This window comes from Mesorhizobium neociceri (genome assembly GCF_013520985.1).
GTDB classification, from domain to species: Bacteria; Pseudomonadota; Alphaproteobacteria; order Rhizobiales; family Rhizobiaceae; genus Mesorhizobium; species Mesorhizobium neociceri.
In genome coordinates this window covers 62,150-82,303 of record NZ_JACDTY010000014.1, presented here as the reverse complement: position 1 = coordinate 82,303, position 20,154 = coordinate 62,150, and the positions used below count along the sequence as shown (strand labels likewise).

Annotated in this window: 19 protein-coding genes; 13 read left to right on the top strand and 6 right to left on the bottom strand. The window is 62.7% G+C overall.

Annotated elements, in window-relative coordinates:
* The first annotated feature begins 25 nt into the window (after window positions 1-25).
* The 5 genes from H0241_RS24570 (at window position 26) to H0241_RS24550 (ending at window position 3,234) form a co-directional block, all read left to right on the top strand.
* Window positions 26-550 carry a TlpA disulfide reductase family protein gene (locus H0241_RS24570; protein WP_235984451.1) on the top strand — a complete coding sequence of 175 codons (525 nt, stop codon included), beginning with the start codon at window positions 26-28 and terminating at the stop codon, window positions 548-550.
* A gap of 3 nt (window positions 551-553) precedes the next feature.
* Window positions 554-1,267, top strand: a complete 714-nt coding sequence (locus H0241_RS24565) for an SCO family protein (protein ID WP_181060421.1) — start codon at window positions 554-556, stop codon at window positions 1,265-1,267.
* Between the two features lie 41 nt (window positions 1,268-1,308).
* Window positions 1,309-2,097 (top strand): DsbA family protein, encoded by a 789-nt coding sequence (locus tag H0241_RS24560; RefSeq protein ID WP_181060420.1) that lies wholly within the window; start codon window positions 1,309-1,311, stop codon window positions 2,095-2,097.
* Window positions 2,098-2,177: 80 nt separating this feature from the next.
* Window positions 2,178-2,657 (top strand): hypothetical protein, encoded by a 480-nt coding sequence (locus tag H0241_RS24555; RefSeq protein WP_181060419.1) that lies wholly within the window; start codon window positions 2,178-2,180, stop codon window positions 2,655-2,657.
* Between the two features lie 154 nt (window positions 2,658-2,811).
* A complete protein-coding gene (locus H0241_RS24550; RefSeq protein ID WP_181060418.1) occupies window positions 2,812-3,234 on the top strand; it encodes a hypothetical protein in 423 nt (140 codons plus the stop codon).
* A 252-nt stretch (window positions 3,235-3,486) separates the two neighbouring features.
* Here the strand turns inward: H0241_RS24550 and H0241_RS24545 are convergent, their stop codons facing one another.
* Window positions 3,487-4,155: an ATP-dependent DNA ligase gene (locus H0241_RS24545; protein WP_181060417.1), complete on the bottom strand. Its 669-nt coding sequence runs from the start codon at window positions 4,153-4,155 to the stop codon at window positions 3,487-3,489.
* 298 nt (window positions 4,156-4,453) lie between these two features.
* Complete coding sequence (locus tag H0241_RS24540) at window positions 4,454-5,596, bottom strand: helix-turn-helix domain-containing protein (protein WP_181060416.1); 1,143 nt, start codon at window positions 5,594-5,596, stop codon at window positions 4,454-4,456.
* Window positions 5,597-5,898: 302 nt separating this feature from the next.
* Between H0241_RS24540 and H0241_RS24535 the strand changes: the two genes are divergently transcribed.
* The 3 genes from H0241_RS24535 to H0241_RS24525 all read left to right on the top strand — a co-directional run bounded on the left by H0241_RS24535 (window position 5,899) and on the right by H0241_RS24525 (window position 7,418).
* The gene (locus H0241_RS24535; protein ID WP_181060415.1) at window positions 5,899-6,201 is read left to right on the top strand and encodes a hypothetical protein; all 303 of its coding nucleotides are present in this window, start codon (window positions 5,899-5,901) and stop codon (window positions 6,199-6,201) included.
* A 93-nt stretch (window positions 6,202-6,294) separates the two neighbouring features.
* Window positions 6,295-6,525 (top strand): hypothetical protein, encoded by a 231-nt coding sequence (locus H0241_RS24530; protein WP_181060414.1) that lies wholly within the window; start codon window positions 6,295-6,297, stop codon window positions 6,523-6,525.
* 161 nt (window positions 6,526-6,686) lie between these two features.
* The gene (locus H0241_RS24525; RefSeq protein WP_235984450.1) at window positions 6,687-7,418 is read left to right on the top strand and encodes a DUF2270 domain-containing protein; all 732 of its coding nucleotides are present in this window, start codon (window positions 6,687-6,689) and stop codon (window positions 7,416-7,418) included.
* Between the two features lie 106 nt (window positions 7,419-7,524).
* Here H0241_RS24525 and H0241_RS24520 read toward each other — a convergent pair whose 3' ends face one another.
* The gene (locus tag H0241_RS24520; protein ID WP_181060413.1) at window positions 7,525-8,418 is read right to left on the bottom strand and encodes a LysR family transcriptional regulator; all 894 of its coding nucleotides are present in this window, start codon (window positions 8,416-8,418) and stop codon (window positions 7,525-7,527) included.
* 149 nt (window positions 8,419-8,567) lie between these two features.
* On the opposite strand from H0241_RS24520, the gene H0241_RS24515 reads away from it, so the two are divergent.
* Genes H0241_RS24515 through H0241_RS24495 form a run of 5 tightly spaced genes read left to right on the top strand, consistent with a single transcriptional unit; the run spans window position 8,568 to window position 11,445 of the window.
* Entirely contained in the window at window positions 8,568-8,972 is a 405-nt protein-coding gene (locus H0241_RS24515) for a (R)-mandelonitrile lyase (RefSeq protein WP_181060412.1), read from the top strand.
* Entirely contained in the window at window positions 8,969-9,307 is a 339-nt protein-coding gene (locus H0241_RS24510) for a carboxymuconolactone decarboxylase family protein (RefSeq protein ID WP_181060411.1), read from the top strand. Before H0241_RS24515 ends, H0241_RS24510 begins: the two co-directional genes overlap by 4 nt.
* Window positions 9,308-9,311: 4 nt before the next feature.
* Window positions 9,312-9,686, top strand: coding sequence for a DUF2255 family protein (locus H0241_RS24505; protein ID WP_181060410.1), 375 nt, complete (start codon window positions 9,312-9,314; stop codon window positions 9,684-9,686).
* A 1-nt stretch (window position 9,687) separates the two neighbouring features.
* The gene (locus H0241_RS24500; RefSeq protein ID WP_181060409.1) at window positions 9,688-10,677 is read left to right on the top strand and encodes an aldo/keto reductase; all 990 of its coding nucleotides are present in this window, start codon (window positions 9,688-9,690) and stop codon (window positions 10,675-10,677) included.
* A 27-nt stretch (window positions 10,678-10,704) separates the two neighbouring features.
* Window positions 10,705-11,445: an SDR family oxidoreductase gene (locus H0241_RS24495; protein WP_181060408.1), complete on the top strand. Its 741-nt coding sequence runs from the start codon at window positions 10,705-10,707 to the stop codon at window positions 11,443-11,445.
* On the opposite strand, the gene H0241_RS24490 is transcribed toward H0241_RS24495, so the two are convergent.
* From H0241_RS24490 to H0241_RS24480, 3 genes are all read right to left on the bottom strand, one after another.
* Window positions 11,405-12,070 (bottom strand): sulfotransferase family protein, encoded by a 666-nt coding sequence (locus H0241_RS24490; protein ID WP_181060407.1) that lies wholly within the window; start codon window positions 12,068-12,070, stop codon window positions 11,405-11,407. The genes H0241_RS24495 and H0241_RS24490 overlap by 41 nt on opposite strands.
* 91 nt (window positions 12,071-12,161) lie before the next feature.
* On the bottom strand, window positions 12,162-13,814 hold the full coding sequence (locus H0241_RS24485) for an AMP-binding protein (RefSeq protein WP_181060406.1): 1,653 nt from the start codon (window positions 13,812-13,814) through the stop codon (window positions 12,162-12,164).
* Complete coding sequence (locus tag H0241_RS24480) at window positions 13,807-20,061, bottom strand: non-ribosomal peptide synthetase (protein ID WP_181060405.1); 6,255 nt, start codon at window positions 20,059-20,061, stop codon at window positions 13,807-13,809. The genes H0241_RS24485 and H0241_RS24480 overlap by 8 nt, the downstream gene beginning before the upstream one ends.
* Window positions 20,062-20,154: the final 93 nt, after the last annotated feature.

Genomic DNA, 20,154 nt, shown 5'->3' with positions numbered 1-20,154 from the left:
CCCGATGGTCATAAGCAGAGTAACGATGGCGATATTCGGCGCGTTGCTCGCCGCGGCGCTGCCCGCTTCTGCGGCGGAGGCGCCGCAGAACTTTGCGGTTGTCGACACGCCCGCTGCAGTGCCTGAGATCGGCTTCACGGACGCCGCCGGCCAGCCGAGAACGCTGGCCGATTATTCCGGCAGGGTGGTGCTGCTCAACATCTGGGCGACATGGTGCGCGCCTTGCCGCAAGGAAATGCCGACGCTCGACCGGCTGCAGGCAAAACTCGGCGGACAGGGCTTCGAGGTCGTCGCGCTGTCGATGGACAGGAAGGGCCCCGACGCCGTCAAGAAATTCTTTACCGAGATCGGCATAGAGCACCTTGAAGTCAACATCGACACTTCGGCCAAGGCCATGTTCACGCTCGGCGCGGTGGGCCTGCCGATGACTTTGCTGATCGACCGTGACGGCAAGGAAATCGGCCGGCTGATCGGGTCGGCCGAATGGGATGCGCCCGATATGGTCGACTTCATCCGCGGCCGCATCGCCGCCAACCCGGAAAGGAAATGAGCGATGCACATCCAATCGAGTTGGAACGAATGGACGCGTGTGCTGCTGGTCGCGCTCGCGGCGCTGGTCGCTGGCTTCACTCACGGTGCTCGGGCGCACTCGCTCGACGATGTCGACGCCATGCTGCAGAACGACGAGAAATATTTCCAGCCGATCGACAAGCCTGCGCCCGATTTCACGCTGCGTACCGCCGACGGTCGCACCGTGCGACCGGCCGATCTCCTCGGCAATGTCGTCGTGCTTCATTTCATCTACACATCGTGCCCAGACGTGTGCCCGCTCCATACCGAGAAGATCGCCGAGATCCAGAAGATGGTGAATGGCGCGCCGATGAAGGATCAGGTTACCTTCGTGACCATCACCACCGACCCTACAAAGGATACGCCAGATGTGCTCAATGCGTACGGACCGGCGCATGGACTCGACCCGGCCAACTGGCTGTTCCTGACCACGACCCCCGATCAGCCGGAGGATGCGACCCGCAAGCTGGCGGAAGCCTTCGGTCACAAGTTCAGCATGACCGATGACGGCTACCAGATGCATGGCATCGTCACCCATGTGATCGACAAGGAAGGACGCTGGCGGGCGAATTTCCACGGCCTGAACTTCGCGCCCGTCAATCTCGTCACCTTTGTCAACGCGCTGACCAACAATGTCGAGCGCCCGCACGCCGAGCCGGACGAAGGCTGGCTGGCGAAGTTGAGGGACCTGTTTTGAGGCGAGAGCACCGGGCAACTGCGAGAAAAGGAGAAAGGCACATGTTCATCAGGCCAAGACAGGCAAGCCCTTCCCGTGGCGGCATCCTCTGCACGCTCCTTATTGCCACGCTGACAGGTTGGCTACTGCTCAATCCGGGTTTGCAAGGCATATCGGCGCGTGCGGCCGGCGAGATGTCCCAGGACCAGCTCGATCAGCAAATCCATGACTACATCCTGGCGCATCCTGAGGTTCTCATGCAAGCACTGCAAAGCCTGGACCAGCGTCAGCGTGAAGCAGAGGCGGCCCAGGCAAAGCAGGTGCTGGCGTCGCGCGCCGACGACATCTTCCGCGACAAGCAAAGCCCCGTCGGCGGCAACGCGCAGGGCGACGTCACCCTGGTCGAATTCTTCGACTACAATTGCCCCTATTGCCGGCAGATGGCGCCGATCATGGAACAGGCCGCAGCCGACGATCCGCAGCTCAAAATCGTCTACAAGGAATTTCCCATTCTCGGTCCGGATTCCCTGTTCGCGGCCAAGGCAGCGCTGGCGGCGCAACTTCAAGGCAAATATGGCGCTTTTCACAAGGCGCTAATCGGTGCGCGGACCAGGGTGACCGAGGCGGCCGTACTCAGGATCGCCGGCGAGGTCGGGCTCGACGTCGAGCGCATGAAGACCGACATGCAGCAGCCCGACATCCAAACATTGATCGACCGCAACACGGAGTTGGCCCAGGCGCTGAGGATCACCGGAACGCCGGGCTTCGTCGTCGGCGATCAGATTTTTCCGGGTGCTACCGATCTTGAGACGATGAAGAAACTGATCCGGCAGGCAAGGAGCGGCAAATGACGGCGAACCCAAACCGGCGAACGGTCGTTCTCGGCGCAATCGGCGCCGCCACGGCCCTTGGCCTATTCGAGGACGAGGCTATGGCTACGGACGACCTGGCGGCCCGTTTCAAGGATCTCAGCCAGAACGGCAACAGCACCTGTTCGGCCAAGTTTACAGAGTCGATCGCGACCCTGCCTGCGATGTCACGGATTACAGGCTCATGTTGCAGCCCGATGGAAATGAAACGATATGCCGACCAGGTGAACGGCCTGGCCAAATACCGCGACATCGCGATGATCCCGAGCGATCCCTATGTCATTCCGGCGGGCATCGCTCAGAAGATGATGCCTTACTACGACCTGAACCTCAGCGGCGACGAGCAGATGGCCTACGACTACGCAATGGCCAATTCCGAGGAGAAAGGCCCGTGCTGCTGTCCATGCTGGCGCTGGAAGGTGTATGGCGGACTGGCGAAATACCTGATCCACGAGCACGGCTTCACCGGCAAGCAGATCGTGGATGTGTGGGACTTTCCGACGGCTGCGGCGGAGGGATGTAACTCGGAAGACCATCCCTAGCAGACGGAATTGGCGGCTGCGATCTGAAAAGCGAGGCGGACCGCTGTCACGGTACTGGCTCGCGCTTCCGGAATCCTCTGCGGCCTATTTGCGTCTGTGCTAAAATATTTTGATCACGCACTTTCGTGCGTGGCTAATACAATGGGAGGATGCGATGAAAACCATGAATCGCAGGTCTGCAATTGCTCTCGGTGTGACGGCTGCCGCGGTATCGCCCTTGTTCGCCCTGGCGGCATCTGCAAAGACCAAGAAATACGGCCCGAAGGAAGGCAAGGAGATTGCGCCCGGCGTCAGAGTGGTGGAGGTCGGCACCGGGAACGCCGACATTCCCGCTTACAAGAGCATCGCGATTGTCGATGTAGTGTTTCAGCCGGGAGCACACGCGCCTCAAACCGTTATGGACAACGACATGGTGTGCACCATTACTTCCGGCGCATTCACCATTAAGAAGGCGGACAAGGAATTCAAGCTCAAGACGGGCGACATGTACACTTGCGCCAAGGGCAAAACTGACGAGGCGACGAATACGAGCAAGGAGGTCGGCGTGCATCGGATCGCCGTCCTGATACCTGCCTAGAGAAATGATTTCTCGGCTACGAACGGGAGCCGGCGGGCACAGGGCCTGCCGGCCGCCGGGCGGCAAACTTCGCACTGTTTCGTCCGTGTTCGCGCTTCTAAGCCCTCCCCCCAGCGCAGTAGCCGCATTGGCTGGCCCTGTCGCCATCCTTCGGCGGCGAGCCTGCCATCTTTTCGACCCGCTGCCACAGGCGGAGGCGAATTGACTGGTTTCATTGCGATGACAGCGCTGCCGATATATCGTCTCTCGCCGTCACGCGTGGCCATCAGGGCCATTGGAGCCGTGCCAGGCTCGCGAATGACGCCCGGCAATGCGGAAATCGCCTTCCTCGAAGTAACTGGCCTTCAGCCATGTGGTCGACGGTCCGCTCCGGTAGCGGCTGTCGGCGCGCTTCGAGATGATGCCCTCAAGCCCCATCTTGTCGATGGTGCGGAGGATCGCCAGTGTATCTCCGTCGAAATGCTCGCTGTACCGGATCTTGCCGGCGCCAGGCTCAACCAGTTGCCACAGCGCCTGCTTGCGCTGCAGCAGGGGCAAGGGAGCAAGATTGCGTCCATCGAGATGGAGGATGTCGAACGCCACGAACACCAGCCGGCTCGGCTCATTCCAGATCGCGGTTTCCAGCGCAGGGCAATCGGGAGCGCCCCGCTCGCCCGCTACAATGACCTCGCCATCGAGAATGGCAGCCCTGCATGGCAGCTCGACTGCCAGCGCGATGGGCCAGTATTTTGCCGTCCAGTCATGGCCGTTCTTGCTGAAAAGACGCACGCCGCCTTGATCGATGATGAGCTGCGTCCGATAGCCGTCGAACTTGACCTCGTGAACCCATCCCTCATCTTCGGGCGGTTGCTCGACCAGAGTCGGAATCTGCGGCGGAATGAACTCCAGCCGGCCGCCGCTGACCTTGCCACGCTTACTCAATGACGGACACCTTTGACCGCGTAGCGGGAGGCGTTGCCGGCACAGGCAGCGACACCCCAGCTATCTGGACGCCTGCCGCCTGTGCCGAGCCCCCGCCAGACCCATTGCGAACATCTACGGACGAGGCCGGAATGTCGTTAGCTTCGCATCCAGATACTTATCCTTGCGTACATATCTCGCTCTCGGTGCGGCGCTCTGGTCCGTCCCTGGCTGGCCCACGCTGTTTCAGGTTGCCGCCAGCCCACGTTCGCGCCGATGGCGGCATCGCCGCCCGGCTCGACCATCGCCGATCCCGTACTCAGCTTCCGAGCGATCTGAGCCAACCTTCAAAGGAAGAGGCCTTCTCGTGCCCAGCAGGCGAAACAGAGTTGGCGGAGCGCGGCAACACCACAGTGGTGCGGCCTTCGCGGGGGCTGTAACCGAATTCCTTGCTGAATGCCCGGCTGAAATTAGCGGCTGAACTAAACCCGAAGGCTTCGGCAATTTCAACGATGCGCCGGCTGTCCGCCGGATCGCTAAGCGCAATATGGGCTGCCAGAAGCCGGCGGCTTTGTATGTAATGGAGAACACCACCGCTTGGTTCGAATAACTGATAGAGACGAGAGCGCGATACGCCCAGCGCCCGGCACATTGAATCCGGTGTCAGATGAGGCGTATCCAGATTGTTTTGGACGTATCGGCGCGCTCGCTCCATCAGCGCGACACCCGCCAGTTGTTCGGCGGCGGCAGCATGTTCCGCCGGCGGCGCGAGGCAGGCAATGATCATGCTGCGTGTTGCGTGCACGATGCGGGGCAGATCTTCGGCCGTGAGACTGCGCAGTCTTGCTTCGATGCTGTTGACGTAGTCAACCAAGAGGCTGGCAAAGTTGCCGATCAGACTTGAATTGTTCTTCGCGTCGAGGGTTGCGGCCACATCAGAGAACAAATCACGCGGCAGATAGAGAAAGAGACTTTCGGAGTCCGTTGTCCTCCCGCGAAACGGATAGCCAAGCGACCTGATCTCCAATTTGCCCGGCTGGCCTTCTGCAACGCGGCGATCGACCTCCGTCCACGACCGGCCAGTACGTGGCAAGGCGATATACCAGTGATCGATCGAACTGGACCGAAGCTTGGCGGCAGAACGGATGTAACTATGTGCCGGAGCGTGCTGTTGGACGATCAGCATGCCACCGAGGTTCCAAGCCGTGTGGTCGGCGGGAAAGCCATCGTCCGGCGACTTGTCATCCGGCAACTTGACCTCGACAAGCGGAGCCATGTGCGCTTGCCAGGTGGCGAATTGATCCTCTGGTGCCAGTTCGAGCGTTGAAAAGGACAAAGGCTGGAGCGCCGGCCCGAGTGGCGAAGCTGACTCGTTATGAGGTTGAGCTTCGCGCGGCCAACGACGTCGATCACGCTCCGGCGGCTGCTTCGCAGGGGTCTTGCCTTGCCTTTTTGCGTCCATCGCGTGGTGCCATATCCGAATCGGCTATGCCCATGCCCCTCGCAATCATGTGGTCTATCTCGGGTATCTGGCAAGGCTTTGAGGCCGATATCGACAAACCAGCCGGATCAAGCCGTTCGGTGACCACAGCCGAAACTGCTGCCGACGGCAGCGGAACTCGCGTCGACAGAGCAGGCGATCACCCTGGCTACAGCAAGAAATGCATTCCGAGATAAGTTTCTGGATGCGACGCTAACGACACTCTTCAGCCGGCTGCATATATAATTGAGCATTGTGGAAGCGTAGTTGGGGAGACCGTCGAAATGAACGCAAAGCTCAACAGCGAAGCTCGTCGCAAGATAATTCTTGACGGATACATTAACAACGAGCCGTTGAAGGATATTGCGGCCAAGATCGGATGCTCACTGGCAAGTTTGAAGGTCACAGCCAGTAAAATCGGCTGCACTCGAACTCCGAAGGAGGCGGCCGATTTTAGGCGTGGCTTTCATATCCCGGAAAACAAGCGACATGATTACTACCAGCTGATGAACATTGGTCAGTATAAAGCTCGTGAATGCGCGCAAATTTTGGGACTTCTGACCGTTCAATCGTCAGGAAACGAGTAAACTCACAGCAATACACTGTCGACGATATTATCGCTGGAGCATTCCATCGCCTCAGCGGCTCGTCGGGCAGCGGGCCCTGAAAGGTTCGCACAAATGCCGCGTGGGCGCTTCAACCGCACCTGCCTCAGCCCCCACGATCTGGCTATTTGCGAACACGTGTTCGATCAGGTCTGCGCGGATGAACATCTCAACCCCTTGGGCCCGGACGCCGAAATCCTGGCGGTGATGGTTGTGGCCATTTTTCGAAATGCTCGCACCAGCGAGCGCGAACTGCTGGAAGCAGTCAGGTCTCGTCGGCAAAAGGTCGCGGGAAGCGACCCTTAGCGCACCGCATTCGATCGCGTAGCCGGGCGGGCCTGGCTGAGCGCATAAGCCCCTCCAAGGAAAGAGGCTGGAACGTTTCGGCCCGCCGCGCGTTGCGTCTATTGGGGTGAAGGCCGGCTTGTTTCGGCCGGCCATGGCGTTAGGGAGGCGCGTGGCGGGGAATGTCGCAGGTCAAGACCGTGAAGCCCGACGAGGCGGCGGCGCCGCCGCGGGTGTCGGATGCGTTTGCGCTGAAGCTCACCTCATCGGAACTCGCGACCACCATGTCACATTTCCACCGCGCAGAAATCGCCCGCATGGCTGGCTGGCGCGACCGGCTGGACCGCACCAGCAACTGGGCAATCACTGTCGTCGCCGCCATGCTCTCTGTCTCGCTATCGACGCCAAGCGCCCATCACGGCGTGCTGCTGTTTGCCATGCTCTTGATCACGCTGCTTCTGTGGATCGAGGCGCGGCGCTACCGCTTCTTCGACGTCTACCGGGCCAGGGTACGCCAGTTCGAGCGCTACTATTTCGCCCAAATCTTCTCGCCGCAGCCTGACTACGCCTCCAACTGGCTGGCCATCGTTGGTGAAGGCCTGCGATCGCCGCGCTTTCTGATCTCGCAGCGCGCGGCTCTGGTGCGCCGACTGCGCCGCACATACATTTTTATGTACACGATCCTGATGCTGGCCTGGGTGCTGAAGATCACAACGCCCAGCCTGCAGCGCGAAGGATCGCCGATCGGCTTCGGCGCGTCATTCCTCGACGCCGCGCGCGTGGCGCAGCTGGGCCCGGTCCCGGGCATCTATGTGGTGTGCATGGTCGGGTTGTTCTATGTCGGCCTGCTCGCCGCCGCCTTCCTCATTTCAAGCGACGAGGGCGAGCTGTCGCATGGCACCGTGCATGTCTGAGCATGGTTCCGAAAAGCGCAACCGGCACCCCGCGCTAACGCGCCGACCCCGCCGCTGCATCCGCTGCACGTGCGATTATTTCGCCGAAGGCCAACGAAGGTTGGGCTCAGCCGCGATGGCGCAGTGCATCGACCAGCAGCGAGAAGGCAGGCGTCGCCTGGCGGCGGCTGGGGTAATAGAGATGGTAGCCGGGAAAGGGCGGGCACCAGTCGGCCAGCACCCGCAGCAGGCGGCCGTCGGCCAGATGCGCCGTCACCTGCTCCTCCGGCAGATAGGCAAGGCCGAGGCCGGCCAGCACCGCGTTCATGCGCAGCGCGCCTGTGTTGAACACCAACTGGCCCTCGACACGCACTTTCAGCTCACGTCCGGCCTTTTCGAATTCCCAGGCATAGAGCCCGCCATAGGTCGGCAGGCGCAGATTGATGCAATTGTGGTCCGTCAGGTCCTGCGGCGTGCGTGGCTTTGGCCGCGTGGCAAAGTAGGCTGGCGAACCGACCACCGCCATGCGCATGTCGGGGCCGATGCGGACCGCGATCATGTCGCGCGCTACCTGTTCGCCAAGCCGCACGCCGGCGTCGTAGCGCTCGGCAACGATGTCGGTCAGGCTGTAGTCGACAATGATCTCGACCCGGATGTCGGGATAGTCGGGCAGGAATCTTTCCAAGGCCGGCCACAGGATCGCATCGGCCGAATGCTCGCCGGCGGTGATGCGGATGGTGCCGGCGGGTTTTTCGCGCAGTTCGCTGAGCGCGGCGAGTTCGGTTTCGATCTCGTCCAGCCTCGGGCCTATCGTGCGCACCAGGCGCTCGCCGGCCTCGGTCGGCGACACGCTGCGCGTGGTGCGGGTCAGAAGCCGCACGCCGAGCCGCTCCTCCAGCGCGCGCAATGTGTGGCTTAGCGCCGATTGCGAGACGCCAAGCTTGGCCGCAGCCTTGGTGAAACTCCTCTCGCGCGCGACAGCGAGGAAGGCGGTGAGCTCATTCAGGTTGTCTCGCGGCATTGATGAACTCTCCTCATAGGTACATGCCGGATATAGCACCTAATCGCGAATAATCGCAGGCCCTAGATAGGCTCCATCACAAATCGGGCAGCGTCGCGCGCCAGCAAAGACGGCGGCCATCTCCGCTGGCATCGAAAAGGAACAGAGCCATGGACATCAAGCGAAGCGGCTCGCAGCCCTCGGCCAAAGGCCCTGCCGACTATTTTACGGGATCGGTGCGTATCGATGCACCGTTCAAGGGCAGCGAGCCTGCCCGGGTCGGCGGCGCCACCGTGACCTTCGAGCCCGGCGCGCGCACCGCCTGGCATACGCATCCACTCGGCCAGACACTGATCGTGCTTTCAGGGGCCGGCCTGGTGCAGCGCGAAGGCGGGCCGATCGAAGACATCCGTCCCGGCGACATCGTCTGGTTCGCGCCTGGCGAGAAGCACTGGCATGGTGCGGCGCCAACCACGGCGATGAGCCACATCGCCATCGCCGAAGCGCTCGACGGCAAGGTCGTCGACTGGATGGAGAAAGTCACCGACGAACAATACGGAGTTAAGCCATCATGACCGATGCACCAGCGGTTCCCAAAAATCCGTTCTCCGATATCGCGCCCGCCCTCGGCAAATATACCGACAAGGTGCTGTTCGGCGACGTCTGGAAGCGTCCCGGCCTGTCGCCGCGCGACCGCAGCCTCATCACTGTCGCCAGCCTGATCTCGGGCTACCGTATCAATGAAATGCCGGGGCACATGAAGCGAGCGCTCGACAACGGCGTGACCCGGGACGAGCTCATCGAAACCATCACCCATCTCGCCTTCTACGCCGGATGGCCGACGGCAGCCACGGCTGTGGGCATTGCCCGCAAGGTCTTCGAACAGGCCGACACCGAAAGAAGGGGATGAGGACATGACGTGGTCGAAAAATGAGCTCGCCAAGATTGGAGCGAGCGACGATCTGCACATATCGCCGCTGCGCGATGACGGCGTGACCCTTGGCACGCCAACCTGGATCTGGTCGGTCGTGACCGACGGCGAACTCTATGTGCGCGGCTACAATGGCCAGGCATCGCGCTGGTACCAGGCCGCGATCAGGCAAAAGGCCGGTCGCATAAGCGCCGCCGGTATGACCAGGGACGTCGGCTTCGAGTCGGTCGACGAAGCTATCAACGACCGCGTCGACGATGCCTACCGGGCGAAATACGCAGCGAGCCCTTATCTCGCGCCGATGATTGCGGCGCGCGCCCGCGCCGCAACGGTGCGGATCACACCGAAGGAGAATTGAGATGCAAAAACGCACACTTGGAAACAGCGGTCTGGAAGTCTCGGCCATCGGTCTCGGCTGCATGGGGATGAGCCAGTCCTACGGGCAGCCGATGGAGACGGCGGATGCGGTCCGCCTGATCCGCGCGGCGTTCGAGCGCGGCATCACTTTCTTCGACACCGCCGAGGTCTATGGGCCGTTCAAGAACGAAGAGGTCGTCGGCGAGGCGTTGCAGCCGATCCGCGACCAGGTGGTGATCGCCACCAAATTCGGCATCGACATTGCAGGCACCGCCGGGCACAGCGGCATGGACAGCAGGCCGGAGCACATACGCGACGTCGTCGAGGCTTCGCTCAAGCGATTGAGGACCGATCGCATCGACCTCCTCTACCAGCACCGCGTCGACCCGATCGTACCAATCGAAGATGTGGCGGGCACGGTGAAGGAGCTGATCAGCCAAGGCAAGGTCAAGCATTTCGGCCTCTCGGAGGCCGGCGTACGCACCATCCGTCGCGCGCATGCGGTGCAGCCGGTCGCAGCCCTGCAGAGCGAATACTCGCTATGGTGGCGCGAGCCGGAAGAGGCGATCCTGCCGGTGCTGGAGGAGCTGGGGATCGGCTTCGTGCCGTTCAGCCCCTTGGGCAAGGGCTTTCTCACCGGCGCCATCCGCGCCGACACGACGTTCCACAGTAACGATTTCCGCAACACGGTCCCGCGTTTTGCGGCGGAGGCCCGCAAGGCCAATCAGGTTCTGGTCGATGCGATCGGCGCGATCGCGACCGAGAAGAAGGCGACCCCGGCGCAGGTCGCGCTTGCCTGGCTGCTGGCGCAAAAAGCCTGGATCGTTCCGATCCCCGGCACAACGAAGCTCAACCGCGTCGAGGAGAACATCGGCTCGGCTGCCGTTGCGCTGACGGTGGACGATCTTGCCAACATCGAAAACGCGGTCTCGGCGATTGCCGTGCAGGGAGAGCGCTATTCTCCGCAGCAGGCGGCAAGGATCGACCGCTGATCGCGACGAAATCAGAAGGGTAGAGTCATGGCACAAGGTATCGAAAACAAGGTCGTCGTCATCACCGGCGCCAGCAGCGGGCTTGGCGAAGCCGCCGCACGGCTGCTGGCGAAAGAAGGCGCGAAACTCGTGCTGGGCGCGCGACGTCTCGATCGCTTGCAGGCGCTGGCAACTGAGCTTTCACTCGGCAAGGACGCTATCCTGCAGACCGACGTCACCGATGTCGATCAGGTCCGGCGTCTCGTCAACCATGCGGTGAAGGTGCATGGCCGGGTCGACGTCATCATCAACAATGCCGGGCTGATGCCGCACTCACCGCTGGAGCGCGGCAAAGTCGAGGACTGGGACCGGATGATCGACGTCAACATCAAGGGCGTGCTCTATGGCATCGCCGCTGCCCTACCGCACATGAAGACGCAGAAGAGCGGCCACATCATCAACGTTTCGTCGGTCGCCGGCCATAAGGTCGGGCCGGGCGGCGCGGTCTATGCCGCCACCAAGCATGCGGTGCGCGTCATCTCGGAAGGGCTGCGCCAGGAGGTGAAGCCCTACAACATCCGCACCACCATCATTTCGCCAGGTGCGGTGGCGACGGAATTGCCGGACAGCGTCACCGAGGCCGATGTCGCAGAAGGCGTGCGCGCGCTTTACGACCGGGTGGCCATCCCGGCCGATTCCTTCGCCCGAACGGTGGTGTTTGCCATGAGCCAGCCCGACGACGTCGACATCAACGAGATCCTGTTCCGGCCGACGGCGCAGGAGTATTAGGGCCGCTGCCTTGCTCAGCGCCGCCGGTCAGCCCAAATTGCGCCTGAAATTCCCTGGTGTCGTTGCGATTGGGATAGGGCTGGTCCGGCACTGGAACGCGCAGATGCGCGCACAGCGTGTCCCAGCCGTCGCCCAGTTTGTGGACCAGCAGCCGCTCCGGCGGCACTGACGTCATGACCGCGGCGACGTTGGCTTCATAGAGGGCAATCGCGGTCGCGCCATCATGTGCCTTGCCGCCGAAGACTTGCTTGGCGATCAAGGAAATGCCCAGCGCCTCCTCATCCCTCAGCTGGCTGATGCCGGCCAGGATGGTCTTCTCGAAACTCTGCCACCAGCTTTCCGGCGAGCGCCAGGTGAGGATGACCGAGGCGTCGGGATAGACCTCGATCAGCTCGCGCCAGTAATGCGCCGACGGCCAGTCCATGCAGGAGGCATAGCCGGCAAACAGTTCGCTCCAGTCGGGCGCAGCACCCTTCACCAGCGCGCGCCAGAGCCGCTTCTGCCCCTCATTGGCGATGACTTCGGACATATGATGACAGGGACCCAGGCCGAGGATGGTCAGCGCTTCGCGCATCGAATCCGTGCCGGTACGGCCAAAGCCCGCTCCGATCACCTTGATCGACATTTTTTCCTCCCTGGGTTGAACCGGCCGAGGTGGGCCGCGACCCGTAAGCGGTTTCCCCTCGGGATCGGCGAGGCTGCCGCGGAGCCCGATGTCACCAGTTGCTAGGGCGGCCTAAAAGCCCTTGCCATATCTTGATCAGTCTTGCAGCCAACCCGTCCGCATTCCCCTCAGTCGCTTCCTCGCTGGTTTCGGCAGGTCTGCGCGCTTGCAAATACTGCAGGAGCAGCGGCCGGTCTATCTTGCCGGTCGGCGTCAACGGCAATGTTTCAATCGCGTGGATACGGGCTGGAATCTTCCATTGCGGCAGGATCGGCCGCAATCCGGCCCTCAGGACCTCGGCTCGAAACAATGCGCCCTGCTTCATGACCACGAACGCAGCAAGCTGGTGTGCATCCTGGCGAAGCTCGGTGACGACAGCGGCTTCCCTGACGGTTGGAAGCAGCATGAATGCCTGCTCGATTTCCCGCGTTTCGACGCGGTAGCCGCGCACCTTCACCTGGTCGTCTCGGCGCCCAATGAATTCGAAACTGCCATCGCCCGACAAACGCCCGATGTCACCGGTGTGGAACAGATGCTGGTCGGGAAAATCGGGATCGTTGCGGAAATACTTCGCCGTTTCGGACGCCTGCCGCCAATAGCCGTGAGCCAGAAACGCGCTGCGAACGACGAGTTCGCCAACGCTTCCCTGTTCGACCGGCTGGCCTTGTTCATCGACGATCAGGAGAAACTTGTCAGCGACCGCGCGCGGCGGCGGTACGGTGCCTGGCGCAAGTGTCTCGCCCGGAGCCACCGATGCCACGGCAATATGGCCGGCTTCGGTGGAGGAGAAGCGATGGCGCAAGGCGCAGGACCTGGAGAAGCGATGGCGCCATTGCTCGATATCGGAGCCAATGACGGTTTGACCTGCCAGCGCCACCAGCCGGACCGAGGGGTGCAGGCCGCTGCCCTCGATCATCTCAAGATATTTGCGAAACAGCATGACGGGCGGATGAAGCAGCGTGATGCGACGCGCGTCGATCCACGCTCCGAGGTCGCCGAGGCCACGCGATGCGGCATCGTAGAGTTCCAGCGTGGCGCCGTTGAGCAGTGCTCCGAAGACGTCGGCCTCCGATGAGGCGAAGCTGCAATAGGTCAGAAGCGACTGCCGGTCCGTCGCGTTCACCCCGTCATATCGAGCACAAAGCCAGGCCCGATGCAGCACCGCGCGATGGCTCTTCACCACACCTTTTGGCCGCCCGGTGCTTCCCGAGGTGTAAAAGATCCCGGCGGGGTCGCCAGGGGCGACCGCAACATGCAGTGCATCCGCGGAGAAACGCGCGTCGATGTCATCGAGCAGGAGAAGCCGGCTGTCGTCATCGACCAGCTCGCGCGCAGCGGTTGCGTGCGCCGCATCGGCAAGCAGCAGATCCGGCGCTGCGTCGCTGACGATGTCACGCTGGGCGTTTGGCGGCATTGCGGGGTGGATGCAAAGGAACGCCTTTGCCGCCTTCAGCGCCGCCAGCGCGCAGATCACCATCTCAGGCGAATGGTCGACGAGATAGGCGACACATCCGCGCCCCTGCTGCGTGCGGTCGAGGATCGCCCGGGCCAACTGATTGGCGCGCTGTTCAACATCGCCATATGTCCACGGCCGGACGCCGCCGATCGCCACGTGCGTGGCATGTTCGCGCACCACTTTGTCGAAGCGTGCCGGGATGCTCTGATCCAGCTCGGCCCGGTCGAACGCCATCGCCGGCTCAGCCATGGCTCTCGGCGAGCTGGTTTTCGCTGACGACATCCAGTTCGGCGTCGAGCCCGGCCCTGCGGGCGTAGGCGACGAGCGCCCTGTAGGTCGATGGGCGCAATCGCACACCTTCGCTCAGGCTCTGCTGGCGGGTGCGCAATTCCATCTCGCCGGGAACCAGGATTTCGCTGGCGTCTTCGGCGCGCTCGCCGTTCCTGGTCTGCTCGATCAGCCGATCGACACGCCGGGTGAAATCCGATGCCGGCATGAACCGCTCCGGATCGAGCGCCATGAAGAAATGGCCGTAATTGGGAGCGCCCTCACGCAACCTGTCCTGATGGTGGTCGGCGCCAAAACCGGCACCGCTGAGCACGCCGGCAAGCACCTCCATGACCAAGGCCAGGCCATACCCCTTGTGGCCGCCGATCGGCACGCCGAGCCCGGCGGCGAGATCGCCGAGGTCCGTCGAAGGACGCCCGAAACGGTCGAGGATCCAGCCTGCGGGCAACGGACTGCCTTCGGCAACCGACAGGCCGATCTTGCCGCGCGGCGCAACGCTCATGGCGACATCGAGAAGGATCGGGAAATGCCGCCCTGCGGGAATGCCGACGCCGAGCGGATTGTTGCCGAATGTCGGCGTGACGCCGCCCGTCGGCGCCAGGATCAGCGGTCCATTGGTTGTGCACAGACCGACCAGGCCTTTCCTGGCCGCTTGCCAGACATAGTGGCCGGCGGCGCCGAAATGGTTGGAGCGGCGCACACTGACAATGCCGACGCCGTCCTTGCTTGCCTTTTCGATGGCGAGGTCCATTGCCACCGTGCTGACCCACTGGCCCGGACCGTTGTCGCCATCGATGCGCGCGATGGTGGCGCTCTCATGCTCGATGCGGATTTGCGGCCGCGGGTTGATCTTGCCCGCAGCAATCCGCGAGGCATAGCGCGGGATGCTGACCATGTCGTGCGTCGGCTGTCCGCGCAGGCTTGCCTCGAGCTGCACTTCGGTGACGATCTCCGCACCCCTAGGGGTCAATCCGGCCCGTGTCAGTGCTTCGCGGCCGTAGGCGCGAAGGCTTTCGATCGTCACCAGGATTTTCGCTGGATTTGTGGCTGTTGCCGGGACCGTCGCGACTGCCTTTCCCAGGCTCGCCCGAGCAATGGCGCGCGCCAGATCGGCGATCGTCTGGTGCTGGTAGAGCTGACGCAACTCGACGCCCAGACCGGCTTTGCCGGCTTCGACGACTATGTTGATACTGAGGATGGAATTGCCGCCGAGGTCGAAGAAGTTGTCGTGCAGCCCAACCTCGTCCAGCCGCAGGACTTTTTTCCAGACCTGCGCCAGTATTGTCTCGGCGCCGGCCTGGCCCACCCCGCGTGGTTCGGTCTGGCTCGTGGGGAGCATGCCTTCACTCGACCGGGCCAGCGCCTCAATTTGCCTGGCGATCGCGACCCGCCGGTCGATCTTGCCGTTCGGCAGGCGCGGCAAGCGGTCCACAACGACAATGCGCTGAGGCAGCATGTAGTGCGGCAGCTGCTGGCGCAGAAATTCGCGCAGCCGCCGGGACAAAGCGGGCGTTTGCGCATCATCAGGCTCCTTGGCCGCAACGAAAGCGACCAGGCGTTTGCCATCGCCCAGATCATCATCTTCCTCGACAACACCGACGAGACACTCGCGCACCTCCGGATGCGCATGGATCGCGGCCTCGATCTCCCCTGGTTCGATGCGGAAGCCGCGAACTTTGACCTGTTCGTCGGCGCGTCCGGCTATTTCGATTATCCCGTCCGGCCGATAACGCGCCAGATCGCCGGTTCGCTGCAGCCAATCGCCATCGTCCGCGCTGAACGGGTTCGGCACGAAATTATTGGCCTCGAGATGATTGATGTAGCCGCGGCCTATGCTGGCGCCGCCGACATACAGCTCGCCGCTGATGCCAACCGGAACCGGGCTGAGGGACGCGTCCAGCACATAGGCCTGCGTGTTGGCGATCGGCCGGCCGATCGGCACCATCGCCGCCGCCTCGCCTTCGATCGGAATGGGATGGACGGTCACGATCCCCGTCGTTTCGGTCTGGCCGAACATGTTGATGAATTGCGTCCCCGTCTTGCAGAGGCGCCGCCATTTTTCGACCAGCGTGCTGGACAAAGGCTCGCTGGCCGACAGCATCAGCCGCAGCCGATTGTCGAGCAGTCTTGCCCGCACGAATTGGTCGAGCGACATCAAGACCTGCAGGCAACCAGCCGAGAAGGATGGGACAAGATCCAGCACCGTCACGCGCTGGCGGCGCACCGTCTCGAACAGCAAGTGCGGGTCAGCTATCTCCTGGGCCGAGGCGATGGACACTGCCGCGCCGCATGACAGCGGGACGGCAAACTGCCGTATCGAAGAGGAAAACGAAAAAGAGGCAGTGTGCAGATAGATGTCGTCCGGACGAATGGCGACAGCGCGAACCATCGCCTGAGCATAGTGACCGACGTTGGCCTGCGTGATCATCACGCCCTTTGGTTTACCGGTAGAGCCCGACGTATAGATCACGTAAGCCAGTGCATCTGCCATCGGGGTGATACCGGGATTGCCAGGGTCCTGCACGGCGACAGATGGCTGGCAGGCGTCGATGCAGATGGTCTGCACCGTTGCCGCGCTGAATGTCGGCAAAAGCGCAGTTTCCGTTATGAGCAGCGCCGCCCCTGCATCGCGCAACATAAAGGCAATGCGTTCCGGCGGATGGTCGGGGTCGAGCGGCAGAAATGCACCGCCCGCCTTCCATACACCCAGCAACACGGCCAGCGTCTCGGCAGACCTCGGCAGGCAGATCGCGGTCAATGTCTCGCTGACTACACCACAGCTGCGAAAATAATGGGCGAAGCGGTTGGAACGCTCGTTGAGCTCGCGGTAGGTAAACTGCCGATCCTGATCGAGCACGGCGACGGAGCCGGGTGTAAGTCCAACCTGCGCCTCGAACAGCCTGACATAATCCTGCCCCAGCAGCTCGCCTGCATCCGTGCGGTTCCACTCGATCACGATCTGGCGACGGTCGATCTCGGGCAACAGCGGCAGTTGCGACAGTCTTTGCCCGGGATCGCTTGCTATGCCTTCGAGCAAAGCCTGGAACTGACGGGACAGCCGCTCGATCGTGGCCGGCTCGTACAGATCGGCGTTGAATTGCCAGGTCGCGGCCATCCCCTGCGGAGTTTCCGACAGGTACAGCGTGAGGTCGAATTTCGCCGCTACCTTGTCGATGCGCAGCGGCCGCGCCGCGAGGCCCGGCGCGAGATCGAAGGCAGATCCCGCTGAGTTGTCGATTGGCTGAAATGGCGCATCCGGAACATTCTGAAACGCGAACATGATCTGGAACACCGGGGGGTGGCCAGGATCGCGCCGGATCTTCAGCTGCTCGACGATGCGTTCGAGCGCGACGTCCTGGTGCGCATAAGCGCCGAGCGCCGTCGATCGGATGCGGCCGAGCAATTCAACAAAGGAGGGGTCGCCGGCAAGCGTCGTGCGCAACACCAGCGTGTTGGCGAAAAACCCGATCAGCTGTTCCAGTTCCCTCCTCGGACGATTGGCGATCGGCACGCCGATGATGCAATCGTGCTGGTCGTTGTGGCGAAAGAGCAATGTCTTGAACGCCGCCAGAAAAATCATGAAGGGGGTCGCATCATGGCTGCGACCGAGGGCCTTCAACCGGTCCGTCGTCTGGCGGTCGATCTTCGTTTGCAGCGTGCCGCCGCGATAGGATTGGGTCGCCGGGCGAGACCGGTCGCTTGGCAGCGTGCAGGCCGGTGGCAACCCCTCGAGCCGACGGGTCCAATAACCGGTTTGACGCTCGATCTCCGCTGTCTCGATGCCGCGTTGCTGCCAGGAGGCGAAGTCGCCGTATTGAAGCGGCAGTTCCTCCAGCGGCGATGCCCGCTCGTCACGAAATGCTTGGTAGAGCTGCTTCAGTTCGGCATGCAAGACGCCGGTCGACCAGCCGTCGAAGATGATGTGATGCATCGTCAGAAGCAGCGCATGTTCTTCAGGTGCCAGCCGGATCAGGCTGGCGCGAAACAGTGGGCCTTGCGCCAGATCGAATGGTTCGGCGCTATCCTCGCCGGCAAGGCGCGTTGCCTCGGCGGCGGCTGCATCCATCCCGAGGCCGGTCAGGTCGATCGTCGCCATGCTGGTTTGCCGAAATTCGGAAACCAGTTGCACCGGCTCGCCGTCGCGCATGTGAAAGGTGGTGCGCAAGATGTCGTGCCGTCGGCGAATTTCATCGAGCGCCAACACCAGTGCGCGCTGGTCGAGCGCACCTGTCAGCCACAGTGAGACCGACGTGTTGTAGGCGCCGCCGGCGCCCATCCGGTCGAGAAAATAGACGCGTTGCTGTGCGGATGCGAGCGGCGCGGACGCCCCATCGGGACGGTGGGGAATGCGCGCGCCGGATGCAGACGCCGATCCTTGTTCCAGCCGCGCCGCGCCGTCCGCGACGAGATTGGCCATCTCTTCGCCGATGCGCTGCGACAGCCGCGCGATCGTCGGGCTGTCAAACATGCAATCGACCGGCAATTCGACCTGGAAGATCGACCGCAGTCGGGCGAGAACCTGCATCGCGGTCAACGAATGGCCGCCGAGATCGAAGAAGTCGTCATGGATGCCAGGCGGCTCGCTTCCCAGCACTTCGGCCAGAACCGCCGCCACCCGGCGCTCGGTGGCAGTGCGGGGAGCAACCGGCTCGCCGGCTTGCGACCGATCGGATTGACCGTTCTGCGGAGCCAGCGCCAGGGCCAGATGCCGGCGATTGAGCTTTCCATTGGCATCGACAGGCAGTTCACCCACCAGAACGATGCGCTGCGGCACCTTCGAGCCAGCCAGCCGCTTGGCGACAAAGCCACGGATCTGCCGAGCCGACGCCTCCTGCCCGGGTTTGAGCACGATAGCCGCTTCTATGGTCTCGCCGAGCACCAGATGCGGGACGCCGAAAACAACCGCCTGTTCGATCGCCGGATGGTCGAGCAAGACCTGCTCCACCAGCGTCGGCGATATCTTTTCGCCGCCGCGATTGATGGTGTCCTTCAACCGGCCGGTGACGAACAGATAGGCTTCGGCATCGAGATGGCCCATATCGCCTGTCCGCAGCCAGCCATCGACAAACGCGGTTTCGTTGGCGGCAAGGTCGCCATCGTAGCCGTGCATGACATTGGCGCCGCGAATGACCACCTCGCCACTGGCGCCGGGCGGCAGGAGATGCCCGGCCTCATCCATGATGGCGACTTCCGGACCCGCGGCCTTGCCGACGGAGCCAGGCTTGCGTTCGAAAGGAGGAAGGCGATTGCTCGCAATCTGCGGCGCCGCCTCGGTCATCCCATAGGCCTCGACGAACGGTACGTCGAACACGGCTTCGATATCCGCGATCAATTGCGACGGCATGGGTGCCGAAGCCGAGCGAACGAAGCGCAAGCCGCTTTGGCGCTGGTCGGTGCGACACAGATGGATCTGATCGAGGACCGCGCGATGAATGGTCGGCGACGCCGAATACCAGCTTGGCCTGAACTCGCCGAGACAACCGAAGAAGCTGTCGACGGAAAAACCGGCCATGCTGATGTAGCAGCCGCCTGAAACCAACGACGCCAGAAGGGAGCTGATGCCGTGGATATGAAACAGCGGCATCACACCCAGGCAGCGGTCGTCATGCCCAAGGCCCAGCGCCGCGGCGATGTCCTGTGCCGAAACGCAGAGGTTTCGCTGGCTCAGCGGCACCAGCTTGGGGCGCGCCGACGTGCCCGACGTGAACAGCAGCAGCGCGGCATCGTCCGGCGTTGCTGCACCCTGTGGTGCTGACAACGGCTGATCGTCGCCATGCGCCCCACCCTCGCCCTGCAGCGAGAAAAGCCCGGCCACCAAGCCGGGCTCGGCAAGCAGGTGCAGGATGCGCATGTTCAGCGACGCCGCGACGTCAAGCAGCGGCGATTGCCAGCCATGCGGCACGATCAGCACCCTGGCACGCAGCGCGGCCAGCTGTGCTTCAAGCTCATAGACGGGCCATCCGGGGTTCAGAGGAGCGCATGCCGCATTGGCGGCAACCGTCACGATCGCTACCGCGGCTTGCGCGCCCTCTGGCAGCAGCAAGGCGACGCGGTCCGACGGCCCGACGCCTTCCAGCGCCAGCCTTTCGCCGACATAACGAATCTGGCGCCCCAACCCTTCATAGGTGAGAGGCGCACAGCCCGTGGCCACCAGAGCCACCTGCTGCGATCGCGCATGCCGGTCCACATGGCCACGTATCGTGTCCATCAGATCCCGGTTCCGGGATCGATGTTGATCAGAAATAACCACCCGTTCAGTCCAAAGAGCCCATGCTGGGTTCAGTGAGTGCTTGCTGACAGC

Coding starts and splice junctions, on each gene's coding strand:
- H0241_RS24570 (WP_235984451.1), top strand. CDS start 26: ATGGCGATATTCGGCGCGTTGCTCGCCGCGGCGCTGCCCGCTTCTGCG.
- H0241_RS24565 (WP_181060421.1), top strand. CDS start 554: ATGCACATCCAATCGAGTTGGAACGAATGGACGCGTGTGCTGCTGGTC.
- H0241_RS24560 (WP_181060420.1), top strand. CDS start 1,309: ATGTTCATCAGGCCAAGACAGGCAAGCCCTTCCCGTGGCGGCATCCTC.
- H0241_RS24555 (WP_181060419.1), top strand. CDS start 2,178: ATGGCTACGGACGACCTGGCGGCCCGTTTCAAGGATCTCAGCCAGAAC.
- H0241_RS24550 (WP_181060418.1), top strand. CDS start 2,812: ATGAAAACCATGAATCGCAGGTCTGCAATTGCTCTCGGTGTGACGGCT.
- H0241_RS24540 (WP_181060416.1), bottom strand. CDS start 5,596: ATGGACGCAAAAAGGCAAGGCAAGACCCCTGCGAAGCAGCCGCCGGAG.
- H0241_RS24535 (WP_181060415.1), top strand. CDS start 5,899: ATGAACGCAAAGCTCAACAGCGAAGCTCGTCGCAAGATAATTCTTGAC.
- H0241_RS24530 (WP_181060414.1), top strand. CDS start 6,295: ATGCCGCGTGGGCGCTTCAACCGCACCTGCCTCAGCCCCCACGATCTG.
- H0241_RS24525 (WP_235984450.1), top strand. CDS start 6,687: ATGTCGCAGGTCAAGACCGTGAAGCCCGACGAGGCGGCGGCGCCGCCG.
- H0241_RS24520 (WP_181060413.1), bottom strand. CDS start 8,418: ATGCCGCGAGACAACCTGAATGAGCTCACCGCCTTCCTCGCTGTCGCG.
- H0241_RS24515 (WP_181060412.1), top strand. CDS start 8,568: ATGGACATCAAGCGAAGCGGCTCGCAGCCCTCGGCCAAAGGCCCTGCC.
- H0241_RS24510 (WP_181060411.1), top strand. CDS start 8,969: ATGACCGATGCACCAGCGGTTCCCAAAAATCCGTTCTCCGATATCGCG.
- H0241_RS24505 (WP_181060410.1), top strand. CDS start 9,312: ATGACGTGGTCGAAAAATGAGCTCGCCAAGATTGGAGCGAGCGACGAT.
- H0241_RS24500 (WP_181060409.1), top strand. CDS start 9,688: ATGCAAAAACGCACACTTGGAAACAGCGGTCTGGAAGTCTCGGCCATC.
- H0241_RS24495 (WP_181060408.1), top strand. CDS start 10,705: ATGGCACAAGGTATCGAAAACAAGGTCGTCGTCATCACCGGCGCCAGC.
- H0241_RS24490 (WP_181060407.1), bottom strand. CDS start 12,070: ATGTCGATCAAGGTGATCGGAGCGGGCTTTGGCCGTACCGGCACGGAT.
- H0241_RS24485 (WP_181060406.1), bottom strand. CDS start 13,814: ATGGCTGAGCCGGCGATGGCGTTCGACCGGGCCGAGCTGGATCAGAGC.
- H0241_RS24480 (WP_181060405.1), bottom strand. CDS start 20,061: ATGGACACGATACGTGGCCATGTGGACCGGCATGCGCGATCGCAGCAG.